This is a genomic window from Geodermatophilus sp. SYSU D01119 (assembly GCF_054049975.1).
This window is the reverse complement of the sequence record NZ_JBJGYL010000007.1, coordinates 1-25,887: the sequence shown is the minus strand read 5'-3', so window position 1 is coordinate 25,887 and position 25,887 is coordinate 1. Positions and strand designations below refer to the sequence as shown.

The following is a 25,887-nucleotide window of genomic DNA, read 5'->3' as shown; positions in this document are numbered from 1 at the left end:
GACCGTGAGCGTCTCGCGGCTGCTGGTCGCCAACCGCGGGGAGGTGGCCGTCCGCGTGCTGCGGACCGCCGCGGCCCTCGGCCTGTCCACCGTCGCCGTCGCCCCGGAGGACGACGCCGGCGGCCTGCACCTGCGCCGGGCCGACGACGCCGTCCGGCTGCCGGGCACCGGGCCCGCCGCCTACCTCGACGTCGCCGCGGTGGCCGGCGCGGCCGTGCGCAGCGGCGCCGACGCGCTGCACCCGGGCTGGGGCTTCCTCTCCGAGGACCCGGCGCTCGCCCGGGCCTGCGCGGAGGCGGGCGTGCTGTTCGTCGGCCCGTCCGTGGAGGCGCTGGCGCTCTTCGGCGACAAGACGGCGGCGCGCGCCCGGGCGGCGGAGCTCGGCGTGCCGGTGCCCGCGGCCACCGGCCCGGACCCCTCGGCGGAGGAGGCGGCCGCGTTCCTCGCCGGCGGGCCGGTGATGGTCAAGGCGGTGTCCGGCGGCGGCGGGCGGGGGATGCGGCCGGTGTCCGACCCGGCCGACCTGCCGGCCGCGATGGAGCGGTGCCGCTCGGAGGCGCGGGCGGCGTCGGGCGACGGCGCCGTCTACCTGGAGCGGCTGCTCCCCGGCGCCCGGCACGTGGAGGTGCAGGTGGCCGGCGACGGGGCGGCGGTCGTGGTCCTCGGCGACCGCGACTGCTCGCTGCAGCGGCGCCGCCAGAAGCTGGTGGAGGTGGCGCCGGCGCCCGCGCTGGAGGAGGGCCTGCGGAACCGGCTGGCCGGGTGGGCGGCGGGGCTGTGCGGGTCGGCCGGCCTGCGCGGGCTGGCCACCGTGGAGTTCCTCGTCCGCGGCGACGCGGTGGCGTTCCTCGAGGTGAACCCGCGGCTGCAGGTGGAGCACACGGTCACCGAGGAGGTGACCGGCCTGGACCTGGTGGAGCTGGGCATCCGTCTGGCGGAGGGCGCGTCGCTGGCCGCGCTGGGGCTGTCCGCGCCGCCGCCGGTCCGCGGCGCCGCCGTCCAGGTGCGGGTCAACGCGGAGACGCTGCGGCGGGACGGGACCGTGCTGCCGGGTGCCGGCGTGCTCGGCCGGTTCGTGCCGCCGACCGGCCGTGGCGTGCGGGTGGACACGGGCGTGGTCGCCGGCGACGAGGTGTCCCCGCGCTACGACTCGCTGCTGGCCAAGGTGGTCGTGCACGACCGCGACCTGCCGCGGGCGCTGGCCGGGTGCCGCCGCGCGCTCGCGGAGCTCGACGTCTCCGGGGTGCCGACCGGCCGCGACCTGCTGACCGCGCTGCTCGGGCTCCCCGGGGTGGCGGCCGGCCGGGCGACCACCGACCTCGTCGACGCGCGGCTGCCCGACCTGGTCACCGACGAGGTGCCCGGGGCCGCGACCGCCGTCGACGGCGTGCTGCCGGTGACCGCGCCGCTGTCGGGTGCGGTGGTGGAGGTGGCCGCCGCGGACGGGGACGCCGTCGCCGCCGGGGCCACGCTGCTGGTGCTCGAGGCGATGAAGATGGAGCACGTGGTGGCCGCGCCGGGCGCAGGGGTCGTCACCGGGCTCGCGGTCCGGGTGGGCGACGTCGTGACCGCCGGGACGGTGCTCGCCGGCGTCGTGCCCGGCGAGGTGGACGCCGCCGACGGTCCGGACGACGCCGACCCCGCCGCGGTCCGGCCGGAGCTCGCCGAGCTGCACGGGCGGCGGACCGCCACCCTCGACGACGCCCGGGCCGACGCCGTCGCGCGGCGGCACGCGGCGGGCCGGATGACCGCGCGGGAGACCGTCGCGGCGCTGGTCGACGAGGGCACGTTCGTCGAGTACGGGCAGCTGGGCCTCGCCGCGCAGCGGGCCCGCCGGTCTCTGGAAGAGCTCGTCGCCCGCACGCCGGCGGACGGGATGGTGACCGGGCTCGGCGAGGTCGACGGCGTCCCGTGCGCGGTGCTCGCCTACGACTACACGGTGCTGGCCGGCACCCAGGGCCACGTCAACCACCGCAAGACCGACCGGCTCCTGGAGCTCGCCGCCGAGCGGGGGCTGCCCGTGGTGCTGGTGGCCGAGGGCGGCGGCGGGCGCCCCGGGGACACCGACGGCGCCGGCGTCTCCTGGCTCGACGTCCCGACGTTCACCACGATGGCCCGGCTGGCCGGGCGGGTGCCGACGGTCGCCGTCGTCTCGGGGTTCTGCTTCGCCGGCAACGCGGCGCTGGTGGGCTGTTGCGACGTCGTCGTCGCGACCGAGGGCAGCAGCATCGGCATGGGCGGCCCGGCGATGATCGAGGCCGGCGGGCTGGGCGTGGTGGCGCCGGAGGACGTCGGGCCGACGGCGGTCCACGCGGCCACCGGCGTGGTCGACGTCGTGGTCCCCGACGACGCCGCCGCGGTGGCCGCCGCCCGGGAGGCGCTCGGCCTGCTCGCCGGGCGCCGGCGGCCGGGGGAGGCCGCCGACCAGCGGCCGCTGCGGACGGCGCTGCCGGTCAACCGGGTGCGCAGCTACGACGTGCGTCCGGTGGTGGGCACGCTGGCCGACGCCGGCAGCGTGCTGGAGCTGCGGCCGGCGTTCGGGCGGGGCGTGGTCACGGCGCTGGCCCGGCTCGGCGGCCGCCCGGTCGGCTTCCTCGCCAACGACCCTCGGCACCTCGGCGGGGCGATCGACGGGGAGTCGGCGGACAAGGCGGCGGCGTTCCTGCGGCTGTGCGGGTCGGCGCGGCTGCCGGTGGTGTCGCTGGTGGACACCCCGGGGTTCATGGTCGGGCCGGAGTCGGAGCGGACCGGCACGGTGCGCCGGTTCGGCGGGCTGTACGTCGCCGGGGCGCAGCTGCCCGTGCCGCTGCTGGCCGTGGTGCTGCGCAAGGCGTACGGGCTGGGCGCGATGGCGATGCTCGGCGGCGACCTGCGGGCCCCGCTGCTCACGCTGGCCTGGCCCACCGGGGAGTTCGGGCCGATGAGCCTGGAGGGCGCGGTGCGGCTCGGCGCGCGGCGGGAGCTGGAGGCGCTGGCCCCGCCCGAGCGGGAGGCGCGGTTCGCCGAGCTGGTGGCGGAGTCGTACGCGCAGGGGAAGGCGCTGAACGTCGCGTCGGTGTTCGAGGTGGACGACGTCGTCGACCCCGCGGACACCCGGGCGGTGCTGCTGCGCGCGCTCGCCGCGCTCGCCTGAGGGTCCTACGGTCCCGGCATGCCCCGATTCCGCCTGACCACCGGTGACGGTTCCGTGCTGCAGGAGTGGGACGCCGCCGACGCGGCGACCGCGGAGTCCGAGGCGGTGGACACCGTGGCGCGGCACCGGGCGGGTGACCCGCCCGGTGCCGCCGAGTACGTGCTCGCCGACGACGCCGGGAACGACGTCGCACGCTGGGGGTCCGAGGCGCCCTGACCGGGATCAGGCCAGGCGGCGCTCGAGGACCTCGTGCTCGCGGCGCAGCACCACCTGGCTGACCAGGTCGCGGACGGCGGCCTCGGCCTGCTTGCCGATGAACGGGGCGTCGACCTTGGCGTCGCCGGTGACGGTGGCGCGGGTGCCGCCGTCCGGCGTCGGGACCAGCCGCCGGTCACACGCGACCCGGGCCTCGCGCCCCATGATCTCCGCGCGCAGGTCGAGGGAGCCGCGCCAGCCGCCGTCGCCGTCGGGGGTCCAGGTGGTCACCTGGGAGACCGGGACGGTCTTGCCGACGAAGCGGGCGAAGACCGGCGGGATGCCCGTCGTCGGTGCCGACAGGCGCGTCGTGGTGCGGGTGTCGCTGCCGTCGGTGGCGCTCGACACCTCCTGCACCTGCGCCTCCAGGGCCTGCGCGACCTCGCGCAGGAACGTCTCGTCGGTGAGGACGGCGAGCACGCGGTCGGGGGCGGCGGCGTAGGTGGTGGTGGCGTCGATGGGCACGCCCCATCCTCTGCTGCGCCGTCGCGGCGCGCTCCCCGGGGTGCCGGCGGGGCGGGCGGGGACGGTGGGACGGCAGGCGCCCGACGCGATGCGGACCTCCCCGTTCTCGCTTCCCGCCGCGCCTAGCGTCCCGCGCACCGCGCCGGACACCGGGGACCGGCGCCCCTCTCGAGGAGACGACACGTGCGCCGCAGCACCGCCGCCGCCGGGGCTCTCGCCGCCGGCCTGACCATCCTGTTCACCGGTCCCGCCGCCCAGGCCGCGGACACCGTCATCGGGGTCCCCAGCGACTTCGTACCGGCCCTGAGCGACACCCGTGCCACGGGCCACTACGCCGTCGTGGGAGATGGCCTCCGGATCTGGACCGAGGGCACCACGTCGACCGACAAGGTCGCCGAGTACGTCGAGACCGACACTCCGCTCGCCCGGGTCGGCGAGCCGAGCCTGGACTTCCGGAACACCTCCGGCGGGGGCGTCCCGGGCTTCCAGCTCGTCGTCGACTTCGACGCGGACGGGACCAGCGACGGCATCCTCGTCGGCGAGCCGGGCGTCTACGGCAACGACTGGTGGCTGAACAACGCTGCTCAGCAGTTCGTCAAGGACAGGGCGCCGTCCCACGCCGGCGGTTCCGGCAGCGCCAACCACGGCACGCTCGACCAGTGGCGTGCGGCGTTCCCCACCGCTCAGGTGGATGCCTTCGGCTTCTCCCTCGGGTCGGGCGTCAAGGGCGACGGTGTCCTGGCGGCGATCGACTTCGCCGGGGCGCGGTACACCTTCGAGCACGTCAAGCTGACCAACAAGCAGCAGTGCAAGGACGGTGGCTGGGCGACCAGCACCGACCCGGCCTTCCGGAACCAGGGCCAGTGCGTCGCGTCGTTCGCCAAGGCCGCCGAGCGCTGATCCGCTCCGCAGCACGACGGAGGCCCGTCACCCGGTCCGGGTGGCGGGCCTCCGTCGTGCCGGTGTCCGGTCAGGGCGCCGGGGCGGCCTCCTCGGTCGCCGGGTCGGTGGCCGGGGCGCAGGGGTTGGTGGCCGTGGTGTCGGTCGGCGCTGCGTCCGGCGTGACCTCCGCGGGGACGGGCTCCGCGGGCGGCGCCGCGGGGTCGGTCGCCGCCGCGTCGGCGGGCACCTCGCAGTCCGGGTCCGCGGGGGCCGGCTCGGCGGGGTCGGGCTCGACCGGGGCGGGCTCGACCGGAGTGGGCTCCGTGGGCGCGGGCTCCACCGGGGCGGGCTCGGCGGGCGCGGGCTCCACCGGGGCGGGCTCGGCGGGCGCGGGCTCCACCGGGGCGGGCTCGGCGGGCGCGGGCTCCACCGGGGCGGGCTCGGCGGGTGCCGGCTCGACCGGCGCGGGCTCGACCGGCGCGGGCTCGACCGGCGCGGGCTCGACCGGCGCGGGCTCGACCGGAGTGGGCTCCGTGGGCGCGGGCTCGACAGGGGCCGGCTCGGTCGGAGTCGGCTCACTGGGGATGGGCTCGGCCGGGGTCGGCTCCGCGGGTGTGGGCTGAACGGGCGGCACGTCGACAGGCGGCACGTCGGCGGGCGGGGTCTCGGCTGGCGGCTCGTCGGCGGGAGGGGTCTCCGTGGGCGGGGCCTCGGCCGGCGGCACGTCGGCGGGCGGGGCCTCCCCTGGCGGCGTCTCCACCGGCGGCGTCTCCACCGGCGGGGGCGCCACGGGCGGCACCTCGGCCACGGGCGGCGGGGCCGGCGTGTCCTCCGCCGGCACGTCGAGCGGTGCCGGGCCGGACCCGTCGAGGTACTGCTGCAGCAGCGCGTCGAGGTACGCCTCGGACTCGGGGTCGAGGTCGGGGAAGGGGTCCGCGGGGACCGGCGTCGCGGGAGCGGCCGGCGGCGGGGGAGGCGGGGGTGCCCAGCCGTCCTCGAACCCGGGCGCCACGACCCCGATGCTGGGCAGCGCGAGCGGGCCGCCGTCGGGCTCCGCCTCGCTCATCCGTGCCGCGGTGTCGCCCGCCGGCTCGATGCCCGGCCCGCCGGCCTCGGCGACCGGCGGCCCCGAGACCGCGGCCAGCGCCGCGGCGACCCCGAGCGCGCAGGCGCTCGCGCCGACCGCCGGGATGAACCGGGCGGACCGGATGCCTCGTCTCGACCTGTCCACTGCTCTTCCCCCTGAGCCGTAGGACTGTGCGGGCCCATCGTGACCCGGCCGGTCTCGGACGTCTACGCGAGCGCCCACGCCCGGACGCTCCGTTCACCCGTCAGGCGTGCGGGGGACACCCGGACGCGCGGGTCATCACCGCGCGTGCTCGCATCAGAAGGGCGGGAGGTCGAGGTCGGTGCCGAACCGCGGTGGCGGACTCGCCCGGGTCCCGCCGTCCGGTGAGGTGACCAGCAGCGCGCCGTCCTCCCCGATGTCGAAGCGCCACCCGGGAGCCTGGTGCTCGAGCCGGTGGTGGTGCTCGCACAGGCAGCAGAGGTTGCGGGCGGTGGTGGGCCCGTCGGGCCAGCGGCGGCAGTGGTCCAGGTCGCAGGCTCGCGCGCGGGCGCGGCAGCCGGGGAACCGGCAGCGCCGGTCGCGGAGCCGGACGAATCGGTCGAGCCCGGCACCCGGGTCGTGACCGTCCGTGCCGGCGGGCGGCCCCAGCGCGGCGCCGCGGCGGAGACCCGCGGCGTCGGTCAGGGCGACGAGGCTGCCGCGGAGCATGTCGGTGACCGCGATCCGCGGCCGCTGGGCCAGCGCGGTGCCGGCGGGGGTGCGGACGTCGAGGAGCGCACCGAGGTCGAGCAGCCCGCGGAGCTCGCCGCCGGTCCAGGTGTCCCGCAGCACCGCCTGGCGGGCGCCCGCCGAGGCCTGCCGCACCGCCTCCGCGTGCCGCGCCGCGGCCTCCGCCACCGGTCCCGACGAGGTGGTGGGCCCGTCGTCCGTCCCGTCGGGATCGGTGGGCTCGGGATCGGTGGGCTCGGGATCGGTGGGCTCGGCGCCCGTCGGCTCGCCGTCCTCCGCGGGCAGGTCGTTGACCTCCGCGGCCGGGCGGGGGAGGAGGCCCAGGGTGTACGCGAGCTCGCGCACCATCTCGGCCGGGACGACGGCGCCCTCCACGAGCCCCGGCTCGCTGCCGCCGAGCATCGTCTCCAGCGCGACCACGAGGGTCAGCGCGACGGCGACCGGCGGCCGGCCGTCCTCGCCGGGCCGCAGCACGAGGTCGGCGAGGGCGTCGGCCATGCGCTGCTGCCGCGTGCGCTCGTCGCCCTCGACCCGGTTCTGCTCGGCGTAGGCCTCGAGGGCGCGGTGGATGGCGGCGCAGGTGGGGAGCGGGAGGTCGATGACGAGCGTGGCCGAGCCGTCGCGGCGGTCGTGCATCCGCACCCCGCGCCCGCGCACCGCGGCGACCAGCCGCCGCCCGGCGGCCTCGGCGTCCTTCCGCAGGACGATGCGGCGCGCGCAGTCGCCCAGCTGCGGTGGCGTCTTGCTGCCCAACAGGCGCAGCACGTGCGCCTCGATGTCGGCGCGCAGCGCGTCGTCGCGCACCGGCCCGACGACGGTGACCATCTGCCGCGCGTGCGCCGGGCTGATGTCCCCGCGGGCGAGCTGCGCGAGGGTGGCGGGCAGCCGCTCGACCAGCGTCACCGCCTCCTCGAGCATCGCGCCGGCGGCCTGGCCGGACGTGCGCAGGGCGACGGCGACCTCGTCGACGGCCCACTCGCTCACCCCGGCGAGGACCGGGGGCCGGGCGGCGCGGCTCGCCGCGGACATCGCGCCCCGCTCACCGGGCTGCCGGTCGAACCGCCCCGCTGGGCGGCACCGCGCGAGGTCGGCGAGCGAGACGGCGAGGACCGCCGCCTCGCGGGCACCCCGCCGCGCCGCGGCCCTCGCCCGCGACAGCGTCTCCGACCCCAGGACGAGCAGGCGGTCGAGCTCGTCGGCGCCGGGCACCCTCCGGTGGTGCCGCCCTCCCGCGACCTCCCACCGCCGCTCGGTCCGCTCCTCGGGATACGCCAGGTCGAGGACCGCGGGACGGGAACCGAGGGCGGCGCTCAGCGCCTGCTCGACCCGGCCACTCGCCTCGAACACGTGTTCGACCATACCGGCCTGGCGAGGCGCTGACCAGCGGGGACGCTCCCCGTGGACAGCCGGTCAGGTGCGGTTGCGGCGGGCGATCTCCGCGCTCAGCGCCGCCGCGAACGCGGCCAGCGGCGGCCGGTGCGCCCGGAAGAACACACACGACCAGCCGGCGTCCAGCACGAGGTCGGCGGCGCACGCCCGCCGGAAGCCGCGTCCCGAGCGGCCGGCCCGGGGTGCCCGCCACGGCCAGCAGCGCGTGGAGCGCCGTCCACGCGACCCCGAAGACCGGCCCGGGCGGCTGCCGGCGCGGCCTGTCGAGCCGTCGGCACCAGTCGGAGGAGACGTCGGCGCCCGCCGTGCCCACCAGCGCGGTGAGCACGACGGGCACGGAGGCGGAGACCGCCGGCGAGGCGCGCGCGACCCGAGCACGGCCGCCCGGGGCGCCGTCGACAGGGCGGTCAGACGAGCGCGGGCTCCCGCGGGGCGGGCCCGGCCGGCGCGGTGAGCACCCGCCGGGCCCGGGCGGCGCCCACACCGAGCAGGGCCAGGCCCGCGGCGCACCAGACGGCGAGGGCGAGCAGCGGCTGCCCGCTGCCTGCGCCGTCGAACCACGAGGTGGCGCGCAGCAGCGTGCCGGTCGCGCCCGGCGGCATCCACTGCCCGACGTCGCCCCAGGCACCCGGGAGCAGGTCCGGTGCGCCGGTCAGGCCGGAGAGCGGGTTGCCGAGCAGGACGGTCGTCGCCGCGCCCATCGCCAGGCCGGGCGTGCCGAGCAGGTCGTGCAGGCCGAGCAGCACGAGCGCCGTCGCCGCGATGCCCAGGGCCACCACGCCGGTCGTCGTCCACCACCCGGCCTCGACCGAGCCGAGCCAGCTGCCCAGGACCGTCGCGGTCACCATGCCGCCGGCCAGCGCGGCGGCGAGCGCCGTCGCCCCCCGCCGCGCGCGGCCGCGCACCAGTCGCGAGGCCAGCGCGGCGGTGGCGATCCCGCCGATGGCCAGCGGGAGCGCGGCCGCGGCCAGGCCGGCACTGCGCGGGTCCGCCTCGGGTGCCGGGACGACGTCCTCCACCGGAACCGCCGTGCCGGTGGCCGCGCCGAGGCCCGCGGCCACCTGGCGCAGGGAGGTCGCGACGGTGGGGGAGGCCGCGGAGGCGACGAGCAGGCGCGGGCCGGAGGGCTCGACGACGACCGCGCCGTACACCTCGCGGCCGGAGATCGCCGCGCGGGCGGCGGCCTGGCCGTCGACGGGCCGGACGTCGAAGGCGCCGGGCGCGGCGGAGTCGAGCGCTGTCTCCACCTGGGCCACGGCGGGGGCGGGCCCGGCGACGGCGAGCGGCAGGTCGTGGGGCGCCGAGCGGACGGCGAACCAGGCGAAGGCCGTGAGGACCACGGCGAGCAGGGCGGCGACCACCACCGGCACGGCCAGGCCGGCCCGGGCGGGAGGAGCTGCGGACATGGGGACCACTCCAGTAAAACGAAGGACCGTTCGCTTACCCGGACGAGTGTGGACCGCCCCTGCGCCGTCGTCAAGAACGATCGTTCGCTTTACAGTGGGCGGCGTGCCCCGCGTCCCCGAGTCCCACCTCGCCGCCCGCCGCGACCAGATCATCGACGCGGCCACCGCCCGGTTCGCCGCGAACGGCTTCCAGGCCACCGGCATGGCCGACGTCATCGCCGCCTCCGGGCTGTCGGCCGGCGCGGTCTACCGGTACTTCCGCAGCAAGGACGAGCTGATCGCGGCGATCGTCGAGCGGGTGCTGGGCGCCGCGGCGGCGCGGTTCGAGAAGCTGCTCGAGGAGGACGCCGCGCCGGACCCGGCCGAGGCGGTGGCGGCCGCCGTCGAGATGGTCGCCGAGCTCACCACGCGCGGGCCCGTCGACCTGAGCCGCGTCGCCGTCCAGGCGTGGGGCGAGGCGCTGCGCAACCCGGGTGTGCACGCCGTCGTCGACCCGGCCTACCGCACCATGCGCGGCTACTTCGTCGAGATCGCGCGGCGGGGGCAGGCGGCCGGCCGGTTCCCGGCCGACGCCGACCCGCTGCACCTGGGCGCCACGATGATGTCGTCGGTCTTCGGGTTCGTCCTGCAGCGGCTGCTGCTCGGCGACGTCGACCCGGCCGCCTACGCCGCGGCGCTGCGGGTGACCTGGGCCGGCGCGCCCTCCGCCACCGGGTAGGCCCGCGGCGGGCGGCTGCCGTACAGCACCCCCGCGACGACCAGCGCGCCGCAGGCGACCTCCACCAGCGGCAGCCGCTCGCCGAGGAACAGCCACGACGACGCCGTGCCGACCACCGGCACGAGCATCGAGAACGGCGCCACGGTGCCCGACGGGTGCCGGCTCATCAGCGCCGTCCAGATGCCCGAGCCCAGCAGGGTCGCGATGACGACGGTGAACAGCAGCCCGGCCAGCGCGAGCAGCCCGCGCTGGGTGCCGAGCGTGGTGAGCGAGGCGCCGATCCGGGCCGGGCCCTCGGTGGCCAGCGACAGCGCCAGCATCGGCAGCGGCGGCACGACGGTCATCCAGAGCATCAGGCGGAACGGCCGCGCCGGGCGCGCCTGCCGGTTGCAGAGGTTGCCCAGCGCCCAGCCCAGCCCGCCGCAGAGGGTGAGCAGCACCGGCAGCAGGGTCGCGCCGCCGTCGAGCCCGGCCCGGTGGACGGCGATACCCGCCAGCCCCGCGACGGCGAGCGCCACCCCGGCGGCCTGCCGCCCGGTCAGCCGCTCGCGCAGCAGCAGCCCGGCGAGCACCACGGTGAACGGCGCCGACGACTGCAGCACCAGCGAGGCGAGCCCGGTCGGCATCCCGGTGTCCATCGCGACGTAGAGGAAGACGAACTGCAGGACGCCGAAGCCGAGGCCGTAGCCGACCACCCACCGCCACGGGACGCCCGGACGGGGCACGAGCAGCAGCGTCGGGACGGCGACCAGCGCGAACCGCAGCGCCACGAGGAAGAACGGCGGGAACTGCTCGAGCGAGAGGTGGATCGCCGGGAAGTTCAGCCCCCAGACGACGGCGACGACGAGGGCGAGGAGGCGGTCGCGGACGGGCACGCCGTCGAGCCTGCGCGCGCAGATGCGTCAGCACCAGCGAAAGGTGCTGCACCGACGATGTAGCGTTGCTGCATGGACGTGCGGGCCCTCGAGACCCTGCGGACGGTGCGCACGCAGGGCGGGGTCGCGGCCGCGGCCGCCGTCCTGCACCTCACGCCGTCGGCGGTCTCCCAGCAGCTCGCCGCGCTGTCCCGGGAGGCCGGCGTCCCGCTCACCGAGCGCGTCGGGCGCGGGCTGCGGCTCACCGCGGCCGGGGATGCGCTGGCCGACGCCGCCGTCGACGTGGCGGTCGCCGTCGAGCGGGCGCGCGCCGCCCTCGCGGCGTTCACCGGGGCCGCCGAGGGGACGGTGCGCGTCTCGGCGTTCCAGAGCGGCGCCCGGCTGCTGCTCCCGCCGCTGCTCACCCGCGTGCGGGCGCTCGGCGGGGTGCGGGTCGAGTGCTCCGACGAGGACGTCGCCCAGGACGCCTTCCCCGCGCTCACCGACCGGGTCGACGTCGTCGTCGCGCACCGGCCCGACGGCGGCGCGGAGTGGGCGGGCGACGGCAGCCGGCTGCGGGTGGTTCCCCTGCTGCGCGAGCCGCTCGACGTCGCCGTGCCGCGGGACCACCCCCTCGCCGGCCGGGACCGGGTGCGGGCCGGCGACCTCGTCGGCGAGGAGTGGATCGCCGTCCGCGAGGGCTTCCCGGTGGCCACCGTGCTGGCCGCCGTCGCCGCCGGGTCGGGCGCCGCACCGCGGATCGCCCACCGGATCAACGACTTCTCCGTCGCCGAGGCGATGGTCGCCGCCGGGCACGGCATCTCCCTGCTGCCCCGCTTCACCGGCGGCAGCCACCCCGGCGTGCGGCTGCTGCCGCTCGCGGGCGTACGGGCCGGGCGCCGGGTCGAGGCGCTGCTGCGGCCCGACACCGCCGAGCGGCTGGTGGTGCGGCGGGTGCTCGACGAGCTGGTCGCCGTCGCCGCCCAGGTCACCGGCGACCCGGCGGTCAGGGCCGCCAGCGGTGCAGCCCGGTGACCCGCCGGACGGCGGCGGCGGTGACCCGGTGGGGGAGCTTCCCGAGGACGGTGGCGAGCTTCGCGTCCGGGCCGACCGTCACCCGGAACCCCGGGCGGCGGGCCTGCAGGACCCCGGCGACGGCGCGGGCGACCTCGCGGGGGTCGCGCGAGCGGGGCAGGTGCTCGGTCTCGACGAAGTGCTCGACCGCCTGCAGAAGGCCGGTGTAGGCGCTGTCGGGCGGGATCACGCGGGGCGTCGTCTGCCAGATGGCGGTGTCGTAGTTGCCCGGCTCGACCAGGACCACCCGGACGCCGAAGGGCTCCACCTCGTAGGCGAGCGACTCCGCCCAGCCCTCCAGGGCCCACTTCGACGCGCAGTACAGCGACAGGCCGGGGTTGCCGTAGCGCGCCGAGTCGCTGGAGACGAGCACCAGCCGGCCGGCCCGCTGCGCGCGCATGACGGGCAGCACCTCGCGGGTCAGCCGCAGCGCCCCGAGCAGGTTGGTGTCGAGGACGCGCTGCCACTCGGCCTCGTCGGTGTCCTCGAAGGCGCCGCCGGACGCGGTGCCGGCGTTGTTGACCAGCGCGTCGAGCCGGCCGCCGGTGAGCTCGAGGGTCTCCTTCACCGCGCGGCTCACCGATCCGGCGTCGGTGACGTCGAGCTGGACGACGTCGAGCGGGTCGAGGCCGATCTCGCGGGTGCGGGCGTCGAGCGCGGCGCGCCTGCCGGGGTCGCGCATCGAGGCGATGACGTGCCGGCCGCGCGCGGCCAACTCGACGGCGGTCTCCAGGCCCAGGCCGGAGGAGCAGCCGGTGATCAGGACGGTGGGTCGCTGGTTGCGCACGGCAACGTCATCGGCAGTCCGGGGGCCCGTGGCGACCGGCTCCCCGGACCGGGGGCTGCCACACTCCCGGCGTGCTCGCCCCGCCAACCCCCGCCCCGGCGTCGCGCCGCCGCCCGTCGGACGCGCTCCGGCACGTGGCCCTGGCGGCGGTCCTCGGGGCCGGGACGGCGCTCGCCGGGACGCCGCTGGTGGTCGGCGCGCTGTTCGGCGGCTGGCCGGTGCTGCTGCCGGTCCTCGGCGTGCTCGTGGCGGCGGTGTCGGCACTGGCCGTGGCGCTCGACCGGGCTGCCGGCCCGCGGGCCGAGGGGTCGGCCGGGCGGGGCGTCGCGGTGGGCGTCCTCGGCACACTCGGCGTGGTCGTGCTGGCCGTCGTCGCGATCGCCGCCGACCTCGACGCCGTCCTGCCCGTGCCCCTGCGCTACGCCGCGGCCGGGCTGCCGTACGCGGTGGTGGCCGCGCTGCAGTGGCGCGGGCCGGTGCGGGTGGTGACCGCGGGGCTGGTCGCCGTCGCGGTCGCCGCCGTCGCGGTGCCCGCCGTGGTGGACGCCTCCCGCCGGCACGCGGAGGAGCGGGTGCGCGCGGAGGTCGGGACGACGGCGCACCCGTGGGTCACCGACGTCGACGGCCTCCGGCAGGGGACGCCGCAGGCCACCGGCAGCGACCTCGTCCGGACCCCGTACCGCCCGGCCGACGGCGCCCTCGAGCCCGAGCTGTGGCTCTCCCGCGGCGACGGCCCAGCGCCCGGCACCGGGGCGCCGGTCGCCGACCCGTGCGCCGCTCGCGAGGTCCTCACGCCGGCGGGCTACCAGCCGGTCGGCTCCTGCACCCCGGCCGGGGAGGACCGGTGGCTGCGCACCGCCGGGACGTGGCGGGAGCTGCTCACCCGCGACGGCCCGACGTGGATCGGCGTGACGACGACCTCCGGCGCGCCGTTGGCGCTGCTCGAGGAGGCGCTGGAGCGGGCCCGCCCGATGACCGACGACGAGTACGACGCGTGGCTCGACGAGGTGCTGCCCCCTCCGCGGTGACCCGCGGTCAGCGCCGCGCCGACGCGAGGGCGAGGACGAGACCGGCCGCGGCGAGAGCCGCGCCGGTGAGCGCCACCGCGCCCGGGTCGGCCACGAGCAGGCCGCCGAGCGCCCCGCCGCCGGCGATGCCGACGTTCGTCGTCGCGTTGGTGAGGCCGGGGGCGGCGTCGCCGGCGTCGGGGGCGGCGTTGCGGGCCGCCGTCTGGGTGAGGGTGGGCAGCGCCCCGTAGGCGACGCCCCAGACCACCGTCGCGACGACGGTGACGGCGGCCGACGAGCCGAGCACGCCGATGACGGCGAGGGCGAGCGCGACGACCGCGACGGTGGCGGCCAGCGCGCGCCGGGGGAACCGGTCGGCGAGCGCGCCGGCCAGCGCGAGCCCCACGGCCCCCGCGGCGCCGTAGCCGAACAGCACCAGGCTGACCCCGCCCTCGCCGATCCCGGCCGCGCGCACGATCGGCGAGACGTAGGTGAACGCGGTGTAGTGCCCGAGCATGACGACGACCGTCAGGGCGGCGGCCAGCTGCACCGGGGGGCGGCGCAGCACGTCGCGCAGCGGCGCGGGCGACGTCGCGGCCGGCGGCGGGGCGGCCGGCAGCAGGGTCGCCGCCACCACGGCCAGCGCCAGGAGCAGGGCGGCGACGCCGGCGAACGCCCAGCGCCAGCCGACCGCCGTCCCCAGCGCGGTGCCGGCCGGGACGCCCGCGGTGAAGGCGACGGTCACGCCCGCGAACACCAGCGCGGTGGCCCGCCCGGCGCGCGCCGCGGGGACCAGCGCGACGGCGGCGCCGACCGCCACGGAGAAGAAGCCGGCGTGCGCCAGCCCGGCGAGCACGCGCGCGACGACGGCGACCCCGTAGTCGCTGGTGGTGGCGAAGACGGCGTTGCCGACCGCGTAGGTGACCAGCAGGCCGGTGAGCGCCCGGCGCCGCGACCACCGGGCCAGCAGCGCGGTCAGCGGCAGCGACGCCGCGGCGACCACCACCGCATAGGCGGAGACGAGCAGGCCCACCCGGTCCTCGCCGGTGCCCAGGTCGCGGGCGATCATCGGGAGCAGCCCGACCGGCAGCATCTCGGCCGTGACGGCGGCGAAGACGGCCAGCGTCAGCACCCCGAGCGCCACCGGGACGCGGGCTCCTCCGTCCGGGCGAGCGGGCGCGGACGTCGCGGGGGCGGAAGTCACCTCCCCATTAGACTCCGCAACAGAGCAAAATGGGAGGTGGACGGTGAGTGCGTTGCCCGAGCGGGCGGTCGCGATGCTCGCCGCCGTCCACGCCCGGCCCGGCCTCACCCGCGCCGAGGCCAGCCGGGTGCTCGGCATCGGCACCGGCGGGGCGGCCGAGGTCGTCGGCCGCCTGGTGGCCGGGCGGCTGCTCGCCGAGGGCCCGGTGGTCCCCGCCGGCGGGCGCGGCCGGCCCACCCGGCGGCTCACCGCCCACCCGGAGGGGCCGCTGGTGCTGGCGGCCGTCGTCACCCACGAGTCGTGGCGGGTCGACGCCGTCGAGCTCGGCGGCGCGTCGGTGGCCGGTCGGTCCGGGCGGCACAGCGGCGAACCGGCCGACGCCGTCCTCGCGCGGCTGCGCCGGTCGGTGGGGGAGCTGCGGGCGGAGTTCGGCGACCGGGTGCGCGGGCTCGGGCTGGCCGGCCCCGGCATCGTCCTGGACGAGCGGGAGCTGGACGCCACCGTCCTCGGCTGGACCGGCGTCGACCTGTGGTCGGTGTGGCCCGACGCCGGGGTGCTCGTGGCCGACAACGACGCGACCCTCGCCGCGCTGGCCGAGTCCCGCCGCGGAGCCGCCGTCGGCGCACGGCTGGCGCTGCACCTGCGGGTCGACGCGGGCCTGGGCGGCGCCGTCGTCGAGGCGGGCCGGCTGCTGGGCGGCGCCCGCGGCGCGGCCGGGGAGTTCGGCCACCTGCCGATGGGGGACCCGGCGGTCCGCTGCGCCTGCGGCGCCCGCGGGTGCTGGGGCACGGCGGTCGACGGCGGCGCGCTGGCCCGGCTGCTGGGCGCACCCGAGCCGCGCGACCCGGTGACCTACGCCCGGCAGGTGCTCGCCCGGGACGACGCCGCGGCGCGGGCCGCGGTGGCCACCGTCGCCGCGGCGCTGGGCCGCGGGATCGCCGGGCTGGTCAACGCCCTCGACCCCGACGTCGTCACCCTCGGCGGCCTCGGCGCCGAGCTGCTGGCCGCCGCGCCCGGCGAGCTGGACGCGGCCTGCCGGGCCGGGCTCATGCGCTTCCGCGGCGGGACGCCGCCGCCCGTGGTGGCCGCGCGGCTCGGAGAGGACGGGCCGCTCACCGGCGCGGCCGAGCGGGTGTGGGACCGGTGGTGGGCCGAGCTCCGTCGGTGAGGGCGCCTACGGTCCCGGCCGTGCAACGCAGCATCGAGCCGCCCGCCGACCTCGACGACGTCCGCGCCTCCTACGACCGGGTGGCAGCGAGCTACGTCGCGATGGGGGCCGGCGAGCTCGGCGCCTCCCCGTGGCTGCGCGCCGTGCTGGGCGCGTTCGCCGAGACCGTGCGGGGGCGCGGCCCCGTCCTCGACGTCGGCTGCGGGCCCGGCTCCGTCACCGCACACCTGGCCGGGCTGGGCGTGGACGTCGCGGGCGTGGACCTGTCGCCGGGGATGGTGGCGCAGGCGCGGCGGCTGCACCCCGGCCTGCGGTTCGACGTCGCCTCGGCCACCGATCTCGGTCTGGCCGACGCGTCGCTGGGCGGCGTCCTCGGCTGGTGGTCGCTGTTCAACCTGCCGCGCGACGTGCTGCCCGCCGTCCTCCGGGCCTTCGCCGAGGCACTCGTGCCGGGCGGGCAGGTGCTCGTCGGCACGCACGTGGGGGAGGGCGACCTGGTGCGCACCCGGGCCTACGGCGGGGTGCCGGTGACCTGGACGACGCACCTGTGGCTGCCCGGGCAGGTGACCGCGATGCTCGCCGACGCCGGCCTCGAGCCGGTGGCGGAGCTGCGGCTGCCGGCCGACGCGTCGGGGCACCCGCAGGTGGCGGTCACCGCCCGCCGGCCCGGCTGACCCCGCCGCGGCCGGTCACTCCTCCCCGCCGCTCCTCTGGGCCACGGTGCCTCCCTGTCGGTGCCGCCGTCCGGGTCCGGGCGGCGGGACGGTCGCACCGCCCGCGCCGATCCGGCCGGAACGCCGCTTCTGCCACGATCGGCGCACGTCGTCAGGGAGGACCGTTCATGCGCCGCGTCACCTACTCGATGGGCATGTCGCTCGACGGCTACGTCGCCGGGCCCGACGGCGACTTCGCCTGGCCGGGGTTCAGCGACGAGATCTTCCGGTTCTCCATCGAGGAGATCCAGGACGTCGGCGTCCACCTGATGGGGCGGCGGCTCTACGAGACGATGCTGTACTGGGAGGACGCCGCGCAGGACCCCGGTCTCGACGACGCGCAGCGCGAGTGGACCCGCCTCTGGAACCCGCTGCCCAAGGTCGTCTTCTCCCGGACGCTGACCTCCGTCCGGGGCGCCGCCCGCCTCGCCACCGGCAGCCTGGCGGAGGAGATCGAGCGGCTGCGGTCGGAGCCGGGCGACGGCGACATCGCCATCGGCGGCGCCACGCTCGCGGCGCAGGTGGCCGACCTGGGGCTGATCGACGACTACCGCATCCGCGTCTTCCCCGTGCTGGTCGGCGGTGGCCTGCCGTTCTTCGACCACCACGCCCGGCGCGTGGACCTCGAGCTCGTCGACACGCGCACCTTCGAGTCGGGCGTCGTCTACCTCCGCCACCGCGTCGTCCGCTGACCGGACCGATGAGTCGGCGCCGCTCCCGCGGTCTGTACCCGTAGACCGCACCGGAGCCGCCCGCGGACCCCGGTGCCGACCACAGGAGGACACCGTGAGCGACCGCGCACCCGCACTGGACCTGCGCTCGGGACCCGAGCGGGTGTTCGCGCACCTGCTGGTCAACAACCTGCTGGTGTCGGTGGTGAACTACACCGTCTGGTTCGCGGTCACCTTCTGGGTGTTCCTCGAGACCGGCTCGGTGTTCGCCACCGGGATGATCGCCGGCATCTTCCTGGTGGCCACCGCGGGCACCGGGATCTGGTTCGGCAGCCTCGTCGACCACCACCGCAAGCACGCCGTCCTGCAGGCCTCGGCCGCGGCGTCGACCGTGCTCTACGCGCTGGCGCTCGCCGTCCACCTGCTGACGCCGGCGGAGTCCTTCACGACGGCGGGCAGCCTGCCGCTGTGGTGCTTCGTCGTCCTGCTGATGCTCGGCGTCATCGCCGGCAACCCGCGGATGATCGCGCTGCCGACGCTGGTGACGCTGCTCGTCCCCGAGGACCGGCGCGACCGGGCCAACGGGCTGGCCGGGTCGGCGTCCGGGCTGTCCATGCTGGTCACCTCGGTGATCAGCGGCCTGCTCGTGGCCTTCGGCGGCATGGTCGCCGTCCTCGCGCTCACCCTCACCGTCCTGGTGCTCTCGATCGGCCACCTCGCCCTCGTGCGGGTCCCGGAGGACCGGCCGGCGGCCTCCGCCGCCGGTGGGGACGGCGCCGGCGCCGGGGTGGACCTGCGCGGCACGCTCCGCCTGGTCCGCGGCGTGCCGGGCCTGCTGCCGCTGATCCTGTTCAGCTGCTTCAACAACTTCCTCGGCGGCGCCTTCATGGCGCTGATGGACCCCTACGGCCTGTCGCTGATGTCGGTGCAGGCGTGGGGTCTGCTGTGGGGCGGGCTGTCGGCGCTGATGATCGTCGGCGGGCTGCTGGTGGCCCGCACCGGCCTGGGCAGCCGACCGATCCGGGTGCTGCTGCTGGTCAACGCGGCCATGTGGGCCGTCACGATGCTGTTCCCGCTGGTCTCCTCGGTGCTCACGCTGACCGTCGCGATGGCCGTCTTCATGACCGTCATGCCCTTCGCCGAGGCGGCCGAGCAGACGGTGCTGCAGCGGGTGGTGCCCTTCGAGCGGCAGGGCCGGGTGTTCGGCTTCGCCCAGAGCGTCGAGCAGGCGGCCTCGCCGCTGACCGCCTTCCTCATGGCGCCGTTCACCCAGTTCGTCGTCATCCCGTTCATGACCGACGGCGCCGGCGCGCGGGCGATCGGCGACTGGTTCGGCACCGGCGCCGACCGCGGCATCGCCCTCGTCTTCGTCGTCACCGGGCTCATCGGTCTCGTCGTGGTCCTGGCCGCGCTGGCCAGCCCCGCCTACCGCCGGCTGAGCGCGGCGTACGCCGCCGCCCGTGAGGACGCACCCTCGGACGAGCCGCCTCCGGACCGCACGGACGACGCCGTCGTCCTCGACCGCCTCGTCGCGCAGGCCGCGCCGTGCTGACCCGGGTGGCCGACGGCGTCCTGGTCCACCGGAGCGAGCTGCTGCGGAACAACACCGTGGTGGTGGAGGGCCCGTCGGGCGTCCTGGTGGTCGATGCCGGGATCACCGACGCCGAGATGGCCTGCCTCGCCGCCGACCTGTCCGCGGCCGGACAGCGCGTCGTGGCCGGCTTCTCGACCCATCCGGACTGGGACCACGTGCTGTGGCACCCGTCGCTCGGCGAGGCGCCCCGCTACGGGACGGCCCGGTGCGCGGAGGTGCTGCGGGCGGTGCGCGCGGAGGCGGGGTGGGAGGCCCGCGAGGCCGAGGGGCTGCCGGAGGAGATCGCCGGCGAGGTGTCGCTGGACCTGTTCGGCCTCGTCACCGGGCTGCCCGCCGGAGCCGCGGAGGTGCCGTGGGACGGGCCCCGTGTACGGGTCGTCGAGCACCCCGCCCACTCCCCGGGGCACGCGGCGCTGCTGGTCGAGGAGGGCGGGGTCCTCGTGGCCGGCGACATGCTCTCCGACGTGTTCGTCCCGATGCTCGACCAGCCGGGCGACCTCGACCCGGTCGAGGGCTACCTCGCCGGGCTGGACGTGCTCGACGCGCTGGCCGGCGAGGTCGACGTCGTCGTCCCCGGGCACGGGTCCGTCGGCGGGGCCGGCCAGGCGCGCGCCCGCCTCGACCTGGACCGGGCCTACGTGCACGCGTTGCGCGACGGCCGCGATCCCGACGACCCGCGGCTCCTCTCACCCGAGCCGGGCTGGGAGTGGGTGAGCGCCATCCACGAGGGGCAGGCCCGCAGCGTCGCCGCGAGCCGCGCGTGAGCTGTCATCTCCCTGCGTGGGGCGGGTGGGGCTCGAACCCACGACCCAGGGATTATGAGTCCCATGCTCTGACCGGCTGAGCTACCGCCCCCGACGTGTGCCGCCCAGCCTGCCAGACGCCCGCGCGCCTCTCAGTGGACCCACAGCGCCGCCCCGGCTGCGGTCCAGCGACGTCCGCGAGCGTCGGTGCCCCCCGGACCACGAGGAGCACCGTGAACGACCAGCAGAATCCCGATGGCCACCGCTGGGAGCCGCCGGCCTGGCACCCCGAGCACCCCTCCGGCGCGCGGTCGGCCACCGCCGAGCTGCCGACGCCGGCGACCGCCGCACCCGCGGCGCCCCCGCCGACCGCCAGGCGCCCCCGCCGGGCGCTGCCGCCGCGCCTGCGCAAGCGCGCCGCGGTCGGTGCGGCCGCCGCCGCGCTGCTCGCGGTCGGCGGCGCCGGCGGGTACGCCGTCGGCTCGGCCACCGCGGGGGACGCCGGCACGGCGGTGGTGCAGCCGGGCACCGGCCAGGACGGCACCCCGGGCACGCTGCCCGGCGGCGGTCAGGGCCTCCCGGGCGGCGGCGGCCTCCCCGGCGCCCCGCCCGGCCCCGGCGGCACCGACGACGGCACAACCGACGACGGGACGAGCGGCACCATCTGAGCCCCGCGGCCCGGCCGGGCGGTCAGTCCCGGCCGGGCCCGTCCCACCCGCGGTCGCCGAAGCCGGGGCCACCCCAGTCGGGGCCGTCGGCCAGGCCCTGCACCACGAGCGATCCCAGCGTCACCAGGAGGACGAGCGCCACCACCGCGGCGATCGCCACCCGCACCGCCGCGGGGCCGCCGGACCGCGCGCCGGCCACCGTCGCCCGCAGCTGCTCCCACGCCATGACGCCGAGCGGGCGCCACCCCGGCGGTCCGCCGCGCACGGGCACGGCCGCGGGCAGGTCCGCCGTCAGCGGCGCGAGGTCGCGCAGGTGCACCGCCGCGAACGCGGCCGCCATCCGGTCGCTGCCCTCGTCCGGCGTCAGCAGTCCCCGCGCCACCGCGTCCTGCAGCAGGTGCACCGTGGCCGCCCGGTCGCTGTCGGCCGCGCGCATCGGCGGTGCCTGCTGCGGCGTGCCCGTCCCGTCCATGTCGCTCCTGCCTCTCGAGGGGTACCGGCGCGCCAGGGTGCCCGCGGCACCTGTGACGGACCTGTGAGCCGCGACACCGCCGCGACGGGCCACGGGACGCTCCGTGGCGCAGCGTGCGGCGTCCCACACGTCCCGTCAGACCCGCAGGTCACACGCTTGAGAGCGCAAGTACCCGCGCCGGGTCCTTGACCGTTTCGTTACCTGACCTGCCGAACCCGTAGTACGTTCGCCCGCGGTCCTGCCGGGCCCTCCCGCTCCTCGATCCCCGAGGACACCGGCCGGACCCCGCCTGACCGCCGGCCTCCGCGCCGGGGGACCGGGACCTCTCCGAGGCCCCGGCTCGGTCGCGTCCACGCACGGGGAGCGTGGACGAGCCGCGCCCCTCCCGGGGGCCGTGGTGACCCGGGGAGGCGGTCGCGAGAAACGGAGACCCGCCGTCTTGGCGTCCCTGCACCACCGGACCGTCCGCACCCCCCGCCTGCGCCGCGCCGTGCTCGCCGCCGGTGCCGCCGCGGGCCTGCTGCTCACCGCACCGTCCGTCGCGCACGCCGACCCCGACGACGACGTCGCCGCCGCGGAGGCCGCGGAGCGGGACCTCGCCGCCGAGGTGGCCCGGATCCAGGGCGAGGTCACCGCGGCCGAGGAGCAGCTGCAGCGGATGACCGTCGAGGCCGAGGCCGCCGCGGACGCCGCGCTCGTCGCCCAGGCCGAGCTGCAGGCCGCCCAGCAGCAGGCCGCCGTCGCCGCCGCCGAGCTCCAGGCCGCGCGGGACGCCGTCGCCTTCGCGCAGGACGAGGTCGTCGAGCTCGGCCGCGAGGCGTACATGGGCAGCGGGGGACCGGACCTCGGCGGGACCGCCTCGGTGCTGCTGGACAGCGAGGGCCCCCGTGAGGTGCTCGAGCGGGCCGCCACCCTCGACCTCCTCGGCGCCCAGCGCTCGGAGACCCTCGAGGAGTTCGAGCTGCTCGAGACCCAGGAGGCGGAGGCCGAGGCCGCCGCCCGCGCCGCCGTGGCCGAGCGCGACGCCGCCTCCCGCGCCGCGGCCGAGGCCCAGGCCGCCGCCGACGCCCGCCTCGCCGGCGCGCAGGCCGAGCTCGACGCCCGCGCCGCCGAGAAGGCCCGCCTCGACGAGCAGCTGCGCGCTGCCGAGGTCGAACTGCTGCGCCTGCGCGGCGTCCGCGACGCCGAGGCCGCCTACGCCGCCCAGCAGGCCGCCGCGCAGCAGGCCGCCGTCGACGTGCAGTCCGCGCCGACGGCCGCCGGCGGCGGGATCGCCCCGACGACCGGCCGGGTCACCTCCTGCTACGGCGCCCGTTGGGGGACCATGCACTACGGCGTCGACATCGCCGCGCCGATCGGCACCCCCATCTACGCGCCCGAGCCCGGCGTCGTCCTGCAGGCCGGTCCCGCGAGCGGCTTCGGCCTCGCCGTCTACGTCCAGCACGACGACGGCTCGATCACCCTCTACGGGCACGTGAACAGCTTCAGCGTGTCGGCCGGGCAGGTCGTCCGGGCCGGCGAGCAGATCGCCGAGGTCGGCAACCGCGGCCAGTCCACCGGCCCGCACCTGCACTTCGAGGTGCACCAGGGCGGCCTCTACGCCAGCCGGGTGAACCCGGTGCCGTGGCTGGCCGCGCACGGGGTCCGGCTCGGCAGCTGCTGAGCGGGGCCTCAGCCGCGGCGGCCGCGCCGCCGGCCGAGCAGGTCGCCCGTGCCGCCGACGGTGCGGGCGGCCAGGGCGAGGATCGGCCCGCCCGGGATGCCCGGCGCCGACTCCACGACCGGCGCCAGTCGCATGAGCCCGGGCAGGTCGCGCACGCGGAGCCGGCGGCGCACCAGGGCCGCCGCCGGGTTGGTGCGCCCGGAGGCCGCCTCGAGGAGCACGTCGGCGGCGGCCTCGACGACGGCGCCCGCCGGCCGCCCGCCGTCGACCCGGCGCACCGTCCACCCGGGCGGGTCGGCGGCGAAGGACCACCCGCCGTCCGGCGTCAGCAGCGAGGCGCCGCCGCGGATGCGCGAGGACGCCGCGAGCGCCCCGGTCACCTCGGCGAGCGCGGCCAGCCCGGCCTGCAGCACGGACGGCGGGACCGGGGGAGCGCCGAGCGCCGCGAGGTCCAGGCCGTGGACGGCGAGCTCGTAGGCCTGCCCGAGCACCACCGACAGCAGCGGCAGCCGGCCCACCGTGGACACCGCCGGCGCGAGGTCGAGCTCCGGCGGCGCGTCGGCCAGGTACCGCACGGTGGCCTCGCGGTTGCGGCGCAGCGCGGCGAGGACCTCGTCGCGGGACGCGTCGTGGTGGGCGGCCGTCACCCGGGCGTTGGTGGCGTCGACGTCGGGCGGCGTCCCGGTCCCGCCGGCGCGCGCCGAGGCGGTCAGGTCGGCCAGCGCCTCGTGGTCGGGCCAGGCGCCCAGGTGCACGCACACCTCGTGCGCCCGCCACCCGGGCAGCCGGCTGGGCCGCGCGGGGTCCACCGCCTCCGCCTGCGCCAGGAAGGCGTCCCACGCCTCCAGCACCAGCGGCCCGACCACCTCCCGGCCGGCGCCGGCCAGTCCGCGCTCCGCACCCGTCACGACCGGCCCCTACCCGGCCCGTGCGGCCGGCACCCCGGACGGGGGAGAGCCGCCCGCCCCGGCTCCAGAACGGAACGGTTCCGGCCGTAGATCCCGTCGTGACGGTCGTGGCGGACGGACGGCGGGCGCGCACGGGGGCGCCCGCCGTGCCGCCGCGCCGCACCCCCGGCTGGCTCGCCGCCGGCCTCTACCGGCCGCTGGCCGAGGACGACGAGCGCGCTCGCTTCTGGGTGCGGCACGTGCAGACCGGCGTGCTGCTCAGCGAGATCGCCGGCTGGGCGTGCCTGGTCTACACGCTCACCACCCCGACGCCCGGGCACCGGCACCCCGTGCTGCTCGCGCTGGCCGGCGGCGTCGTCCTCCTGACCCCGCTCGTGCTGCTCCTGCCGCTGGACCGCGTCGTCCGCGACCTGCGCGGCCCGCTGCTGTTCTACGCGTGGAACGTGGCGGTGACGGCGATCGTCACCACCGCGGCCGCCTTCGACGGCGGCGCCGACAGCCCGCTGCCGGTGCTGTTCTTCCTCGTCCTCGTGTTCATGGCGGTGGCCTACCCGCCGGCCGGCGTGGTCCTCACCGGCGCGCTGATGACCGCCGCGTACGTCTCGCTCGTCGACGGGCCGCTCGGGCCGCAGACTCTCCTCGTCACCACCGTCCTCGGCACCGTCACGCTCATCTGCACGCTGTCGTCGGCCAACCAGTGGGCCGCCCAGGACCGGCAGGTGCTGCTGCTGCGCACCCAGGAGGCACTGGCCACCACCGACCCGCTCACGGGCGTCCCCAACCGCCGGGTCTTCCTCGACCGGCTCGGGCGCGCTGTCACCGGCCGGGACGGCCGGACCGTGGTCTGCATCGTCGACCTCGACGGCTTCAAGGGCGTCAACGACCGCGACGGGCACGCGGCCGGCGACGTCGTGCTGCGCCGGGTGGCCGCTGCCCTGGGCGCCGCGGTCCGCGAGACCGACACGGTGGCCCGGCTCGGCGGCGACGAGTTCGCCGTCCTGGCCGGCTCCCCGGGGCCCGCCGACGACGCCGCCCTCGCCGACCGGCTGCGCGCCGCCGTCGCCGGGGCGGGCGCCGGATGCGGGGTGACAGCCAGCGTCGGGCTGGCGCTCGTCGGCCCCGGCGACGACGTCGCGGGCGTGCTGCACCGCGCCGACGGGGCGATGTACCGGGCCAAGGCGGCCGGCGGCGACAGGGTGGGCGATCTCGCAGGGTGACCGCCGCGCCCGCACGTCGGACACGGAGAGTCACCGGAACTCCGTCGTCCCTGTGGGGCGACACCCCGCGCGGCAACGGGGCGTGACGAGCCGACCGGTGTAGCGTCAGGGTGGTCCGGGTCCGGGTTGGACACCTCCGACTGGTCCGTGCTATGGCGCTGACCAGCACTTCCGTGGCCCGAGCGGCGTGCGGGACCTCTCCTGCACCAGCCGCCCCATCCGCACTGGCGCGACCGGCACTCCATCGTGCACACTGTCCCCAGTACCCCTGGTCCGCCCGTGCCGACCACAGCCTGTCACCGAACCGATCGTCCGTTGGGGAAGACGAGACCGATCGAGTCGATGGAGGTGCCTCGTGCGGCAACGGTCTACCCAGGGTGTGGTCTTCGTGCACGCCTGCCCGAAGGCGCTCTGCCAGCACGTCGAGTGGGCGCTCGAGCGCGTCATCGGCGCGCCGGTCTCCCTGTCGTGGGCCGACCAGCCCGCGGCGCACGGGTCCTACCGTGCCGAGGTCGCCTGGACCGGTGCCCCCGGGACGGGCGCGAAGCTGGTCGCCGCCCTGCGCGCGTGGCCGATGCTGCGCTTCGAGGTGACCGAGGAGGCCAGCTCCGGCAACGACGGCGAGCGGATGTCCTACGTGCCCGGGCACGGGGTCTACCGCGCGCCGACGAGCGCCAACGGCGACCTCGTGGTGACCGAGCAGCAGCTGCGCACCCTCGCGGCCACCGCGACGTCGGTGGAGGCCTTCCGCCACGGCGTCGACCAGCTCCTCGGCGCGGCCTGGGACGCCGACCTCGAGGTCTACCGCTACGCCGGCGACGGCAGCCAGACCACCTGGCTGCACCAGGTCGTCTGAGCGGGCCCCCGGGAGAACGCGCAGGTCACGATCCGGGCACGACGACGTGAGCGCCCCCGGCACCCCGTCGTAGGCTCGTCGCAGGTCGTCCGGACGCCGTCGGGGAAGCGGCGTCCGGACGACCTCGACGGGGGGGGGGGGGGGGCGCGCGCCCCCCGGCGGGGGGGGCCGCGGCGCGGGGGGGTGGGGGGTGGGGGTGGGGCCGCCCGCGCCCGCCCGCCCCGCGCCCGCGGCCGGCGCGG

The 25,887-nt window shown here is 78.0% G+C and carries 24 protein-coding genes, 1 tRNA gene and 1 pseudogene; 15 read left to right on the top strand and 11 right to left on the bottom strand.

What is annotated here, in order from left to right; translation table 11 throughout:
- The first annotated feature begins 4 nt into the window (after positions 1-4).
- Both ACI79X_RS07020 and ACI79X_RS07015 read left to right on the top strand, forming a co-directional pair.
- Positions 5-3,133: a carboxyl transferase domain-containing protein gene (locus ACI79X_RS07020; protein ID WP_457024696.1), complete on the top strand. Its 3,129-nt coding sequence runs from the start codon at positions 5-7 to the stop codon at positions 3,131-3,133.
- Positions 3,134-3,151: 18 nt separating this feature from the next.
- Positions 3,152-3,349 (top strand): hypothetical protein, encoded by a 198-nt coding sequence (locus ACI79X_RS07015; protein ID WP_457024695.1) that lies wholly within the window; start codon positions 3,152-3,154, stop codon positions 3,347-3,349.
- A gap of 6 nt (positions 3,350-3,355) precedes the next feature.
- Here ACI79X_RS07015 and ACI79X_RS07010 read toward each other — a convergent pair whose 3' ends face one another.
- Complete coding sequence (locus ACI79X_RS07010; RefSeq protein ID WP_457024694.1) at positions 3,356-3,853, bottom strand: DUF2505 domain-containing protein; 498 nt, start codon at positions 3,851-3,853, stop codon at positions 3,356-3,358.
- Positions 3,854-4,036: 183 nt separating this feature from the next.
- Here ACI79X_RS07010 and ACI79X_RS07005 point away from each other — a divergent pair, with 183 nt between their 5' ends.
- Positions 4,037-4,753 carry a hypothetical protein gene (locus tag ACI79X_RS07005; protein WP_457024693.1) on the top strand — a complete coding sequence of 239 codons (717 nt, stop codon included), beginning with the start codon at positions 4,037-4,039 and terminating at the stop codon, positions 4,751-4,753.
- 70 nt (positions 4,754-4,823) lie between these two features.
- Here the strand turns inward: ACI79X_RS07005 and ACI79X_RS07000 are convergent, their stop codons facing one another.
- From ACI79X_RS07000 to ACI79X_RS06985, 4 genes and pseudogenes are all read right to left on the bottom strand, one after another.
- Positions 4,824-5,966 carry a hypothetical protein gene (locus ACI79X_RS07000; RefSeq protein ID WP_457024692.1) on the bottom strand — a complete coding sequence of 381 codons (1,143 nt, stop codon included), beginning with the start codon at positions 5,964-5,966 and terminating at the stop codon, positions 4,824-4,826.
- Positions 5,967-6,119: 153 nt separating this feature from the next.
- Complete coding sequence (locus tag ACI79X_RS06995) at positions 6,120-7,880, bottom strand: DUF222 domain-containing protein (RefSeq protein WP_457024691.1); 1,761 nt, start codon at positions 7,878-7,880, stop codon at positions 6,120-6,122.
- A gap of 238 nt (positions 7,881-8,118) precedes the next feature.
- Positions 8,119-8,250 (bottom strand): annotated as a pseudogene (locus ACI79X_RS06990) (TspO/MBR family protein); the annotation flags it as partial.
- Between the two features lie 79 nt (positions 8,251-8,329).
- Positions 8,330-9,328, bottom strand: coding sequence for a hypothetical protein (locus ACI79X_RS06985; protein ID WP_457024690.1), 999 nt, complete (start codon positions 9,326-9,328; stop codon positions 8,330-8,332).
- 103 nt (positions 9,329-9,431) lie between these two features.
- On the opposite strand from ACI79X_RS06985, the gene ACI79X_RS06980 reads away from it, so the two are divergent.
- Positions 9,432-10,046, top strand: a complete 615-nt coding sequence (locus ACI79X_RS06980) for a TetR/AcrR family transcriptional regulator (RefSeq protein WP_457024689.1) — start codon at positions 9,432-9,434, stop codon at positions 10,044-10,046.
- On the opposite strand, the gene ACI79X_RS06975 is transcribed toward ACI79X_RS06980, so the two are convergent.
- The gene (locus ACI79X_RS06975) at positions 9,992-10,921 is read right to left on the bottom strand and encodes an EamA family transporter (protein WP_457024688.1); all 930 of its coding nucleotides are present in this window, start codon (positions 10,919-10,921) and stop codon (positions 9,992-9,994) included. The two genes, ACI79X_RS06980 and ACI79X_RS06975, sit on opposite strands and share 55 nt — an antisense overlap.
- Positions 10,922-10,993: 72 nt before the next feature.
- On the opposite strand from ACI79X_RS06975, the gene ACI79X_RS06970 reads away from it, so the two are divergent.
- Positions 10,994-11,935, top strand: coding sequence for a LysR family transcriptional regulator (locus ACI79X_RS06970; RefSeq protein ID WP_457024687.1), 942 nt, complete (start codon positions 10,994-10,996; stop codon positions 11,933-11,935).
- Here the strand turns inward: ACI79X_RS06970 and ACI79X_RS06965 are convergent.
- Positions 11,907-12,761 (bottom strand): SDR family oxidoreductase, encoded by an 855-nt coding sequence (locus ACI79X_RS06965; RefSeq protein ID WP_457024686.1) that lies wholly within the window; start codon positions 12,759-12,761, stop codon positions 11,907-11,909. The two genes, ACI79X_RS06970 and ACI79X_RS06965, sit on opposite strands and share 29 nt — an antisense overlap.
- 71 nt (positions 12,762-12,832) lie before the next feature.
- Between ACI79X_RS06965 and ACI79X_RS06960 the strand changes: the two genes are divergently transcribed.
- Positions 12,833-13,789 carry a hypothetical protein gene (locus ACI79X_RS06960; protein WP_457024685.1) on the top strand — a complete coding sequence of 319 codons (957 nt, stop codon included), beginning with the start codon at positions 12,833-12,835 and terminating at the stop codon, positions 13,787-13,789.
- A gap of 7 nt (positions 13,790-13,796) precedes the next feature.
- Here the strand turns inward: ACI79X_RS06960 and ACI79X_RS06955 are convergent, their stop codons facing one another.
- Positions 13,797-14,912, bottom strand: coding sequence for an MFS transporter (locus tag ACI79X_RS06955; RefSeq protein WP_457024684.1), 1,116 nt, complete (start codon positions 14,910-14,912; stop codon positions 13,797-13,799).
- Positions 14,913-15,015: 103 nt separating this feature from the next.
- On the opposite strand from ACI79X_RS06955, the gene ACI79X_RS06950 reads away from it, so the two are divergent.
- The 5 genes from ACI79X_RS06950 to ACI79X_RS06930 all read left to right on the top strand — a co-directional run bounded on the left by ACI79X_RS06950 (position 15,016) and on the right by ACI79X_RS06930 (position 19,882).
- A complete protein-coding gene (locus tag ACI79X_RS06950) occupies positions 15,016-16,140 on the top strand; it encodes an ROK family protein (protein ID WP_457024683.1) in 1,125 nt (374 codons plus the stop codon).
- A gap of 20 nt (positions 16,141-16,160) precedes the next feature.
- On the top strand, positions 16,161-16,814 hold the full coding sequence (locus ACI79X_RS06945; protein ID WP_457024682.1) for a class I SAM-dependent DNA methyltransferase: 654 nt from the start codon (positions 16,161-16,163) through the stop codon (positions 16,812-16,814).
- 167 nt (positions 16,815-16,981) lie between these two features.
- Positions 16,982-17,545, top strand: coding sequence for a dihydrofolate reductase family protein (locus ACI79X_RS06940; protein ID WP_457024681.1), 564 nt, complete (start codon positions 16,982-16,984; stop codon positions 17,543-17,545).
- A 94-nt stretch (positions 17,546-17,639) separates the two neighbouring features.
- Positions 17,640-19,076, top strand: a complete 1,437-nt coding sequence (locus tag ACI79X_RS06935; RefSeq protein WP_457024680.1) for an MFS transporter — start codon at positions 17,640-17,642, stop codon at positions 19,074-19,076.
- The gene (locus tag ACI79X_RS06930) at positions 19,070-19,882 is read left to right on the top strand and encodes an MBL fold metallo-hydrolase (RefSeq protein WP_457024679.1); all 813 of its coding nucleotides are present in this window, start codon (positions 19,070-19,072) and stop codon (positions 19,880-19,882) included. Before ACI79X_RS06935 ends, ACI79X_RS06930 begins: the two co-directional genes overlap by 7 nt.
- Before the next feature lie 17 nt (positions 19,883-19,899).
- On the opposite strand, the gene ACI79X_RS06925 is transcribed toward ACI79X_RS06930, so the two are convergent.
- A tRNA-Ile gene (locus tag ACI79X_RS06925) sits at positions 19,900-19,973 on the bottom strand.
- A gap of 121 nt (positions 19,974-20,094) precedes the next feature.
- Between ACI79X_RS06925 and ACI79X_RS06920 the strand changes: the two genes are divergently transcribed.
- On the top strand, positions 20,095-20,529 hold the full coding sequence (locus tag ACI79X_RS06920; protein WP_457024678.1) for a hypothetical protein: 435 nt from the start codon (positions 20,095-20,097) through the stop codon (positions 20,527-20,529).
- A 22-nt stretch (positions 20,530-20,551) separates the two neighbouring features.
- Here ACI79X_RS06920 and ACI79X_RS06915 read toward each other — a convergent pair whose 3' ends face one another.
- Positions 20,552-21,001 carry a DUF1707 SHOCT-like domain-containing protein gene (locus tag ACI79X_RS06915; RefSeq protein ID WP_457024677.1) on the bottom strand — a complete coding sequence of 150 codons (450 nt, stop codon included), beginning with the start codon at positions 20,999-21,001 and terminating at the stop codon, positions 20,552-20,554.
- A gap of 439 nt (positions 21,002-21,440) precedes the next feature.
- Between ACI79X_RS06915 and ACI79X_RS06910 the strand changes: the two genes are divergently transcribed.
- A complete protein-coding gene (locus ACI79X_RS06910; RefSeq protein ID WP_457024676.1) occupies positions 21,441-22,664 on the top strand; it encodes a M23 family metallopeptidase in 1,224 nt (407 codons plus the stop codon).
- 8 nt (positions 22,665-22,672) lie between these two features.
- On the opposite strand, the gene ACI79X_RS06905 is transcribed toward ACI79X_RS06910, so the two are convergent.
- A complete protein-coding gene (locus ACI79X_RS06905) occupies positions 22,673-23,572 on the bottom strand; it encodes a maleylpyruvate isomerase N-terminal domain-containing protein (protein ID WP_457024675.1) in 900 nt (299 codons plus the stop codon).
- Between the two features lie 98 nt (positions 23,573-23,670).
- Between ACI79X_RS06905 and ACI79X_RS06900 the strand changes: the two genes are divergently transcribed.
- The gene (locus ACI79X_RS06900; RefSeq protein ID WP_457024674.1) at positions 23,671-24,789 is read left to right on the top strand and encodes a GGDEF domain-containing protein; all 1,119 of its coding nucleotides are present in this window, start codon (positions 23,671-23,673) and stop codon (positions 24,787-24,789) included.
- Between the two features lie 355 nt (positions 24,790-25,144).
- The gene (locus tag ACI79X_RS06895) at positions 25,145-25,645 is read left to right on the top strand and encodes a DUF3145 domain-containing protein (RefSeq protein ID WP_073419323.1); all 501 of its coding nucleotides are present in this window, start codon (positions 25,145-25,147) and stop codon (positions 25,643-25,645) included.
- Positions 25,646-25,887: the final 242 nt, after the last annotated feature.

Coding starts and splice junctions, on each gene's coding strand:
- ACI79X_RS07015 (WP_457024695.1), top strand. CDS start 3,152: ATGCCCCGATTCCGCCTGACCACCGGTGACGGTTCCGTGCTGCAGGAG.
- ACI79X_RS06985 (WP_457024690.1), bottom strand. CDS start 9,328: ATGTCCGCAGCTCCTCCCGCCCGGGCCGGCCTGGCCGTGCCGGTGGTG.
- ACI79X_RS06970 (WP_457024687.1), top strand. CDS start 10,994: ATGGACGTGCGGGCCCTCGAGACCCTGCGGACGGTGCGCACGCAGGGC.
- ACI79X_RS06940 (WP_457024681.1), top strand. CDS start 16,982: ATGCGCCGCGTCACCTACTCGATGGGCATGTCGCTCGACGGCTACGTC.
- ACI79X_RS06915 (WP_457024677.1), bottom strand. CDS start 21,001: ATGGACGGGACGGGCACGCCGCAGCAGGCACCGCCGATGCGCGCGGCC.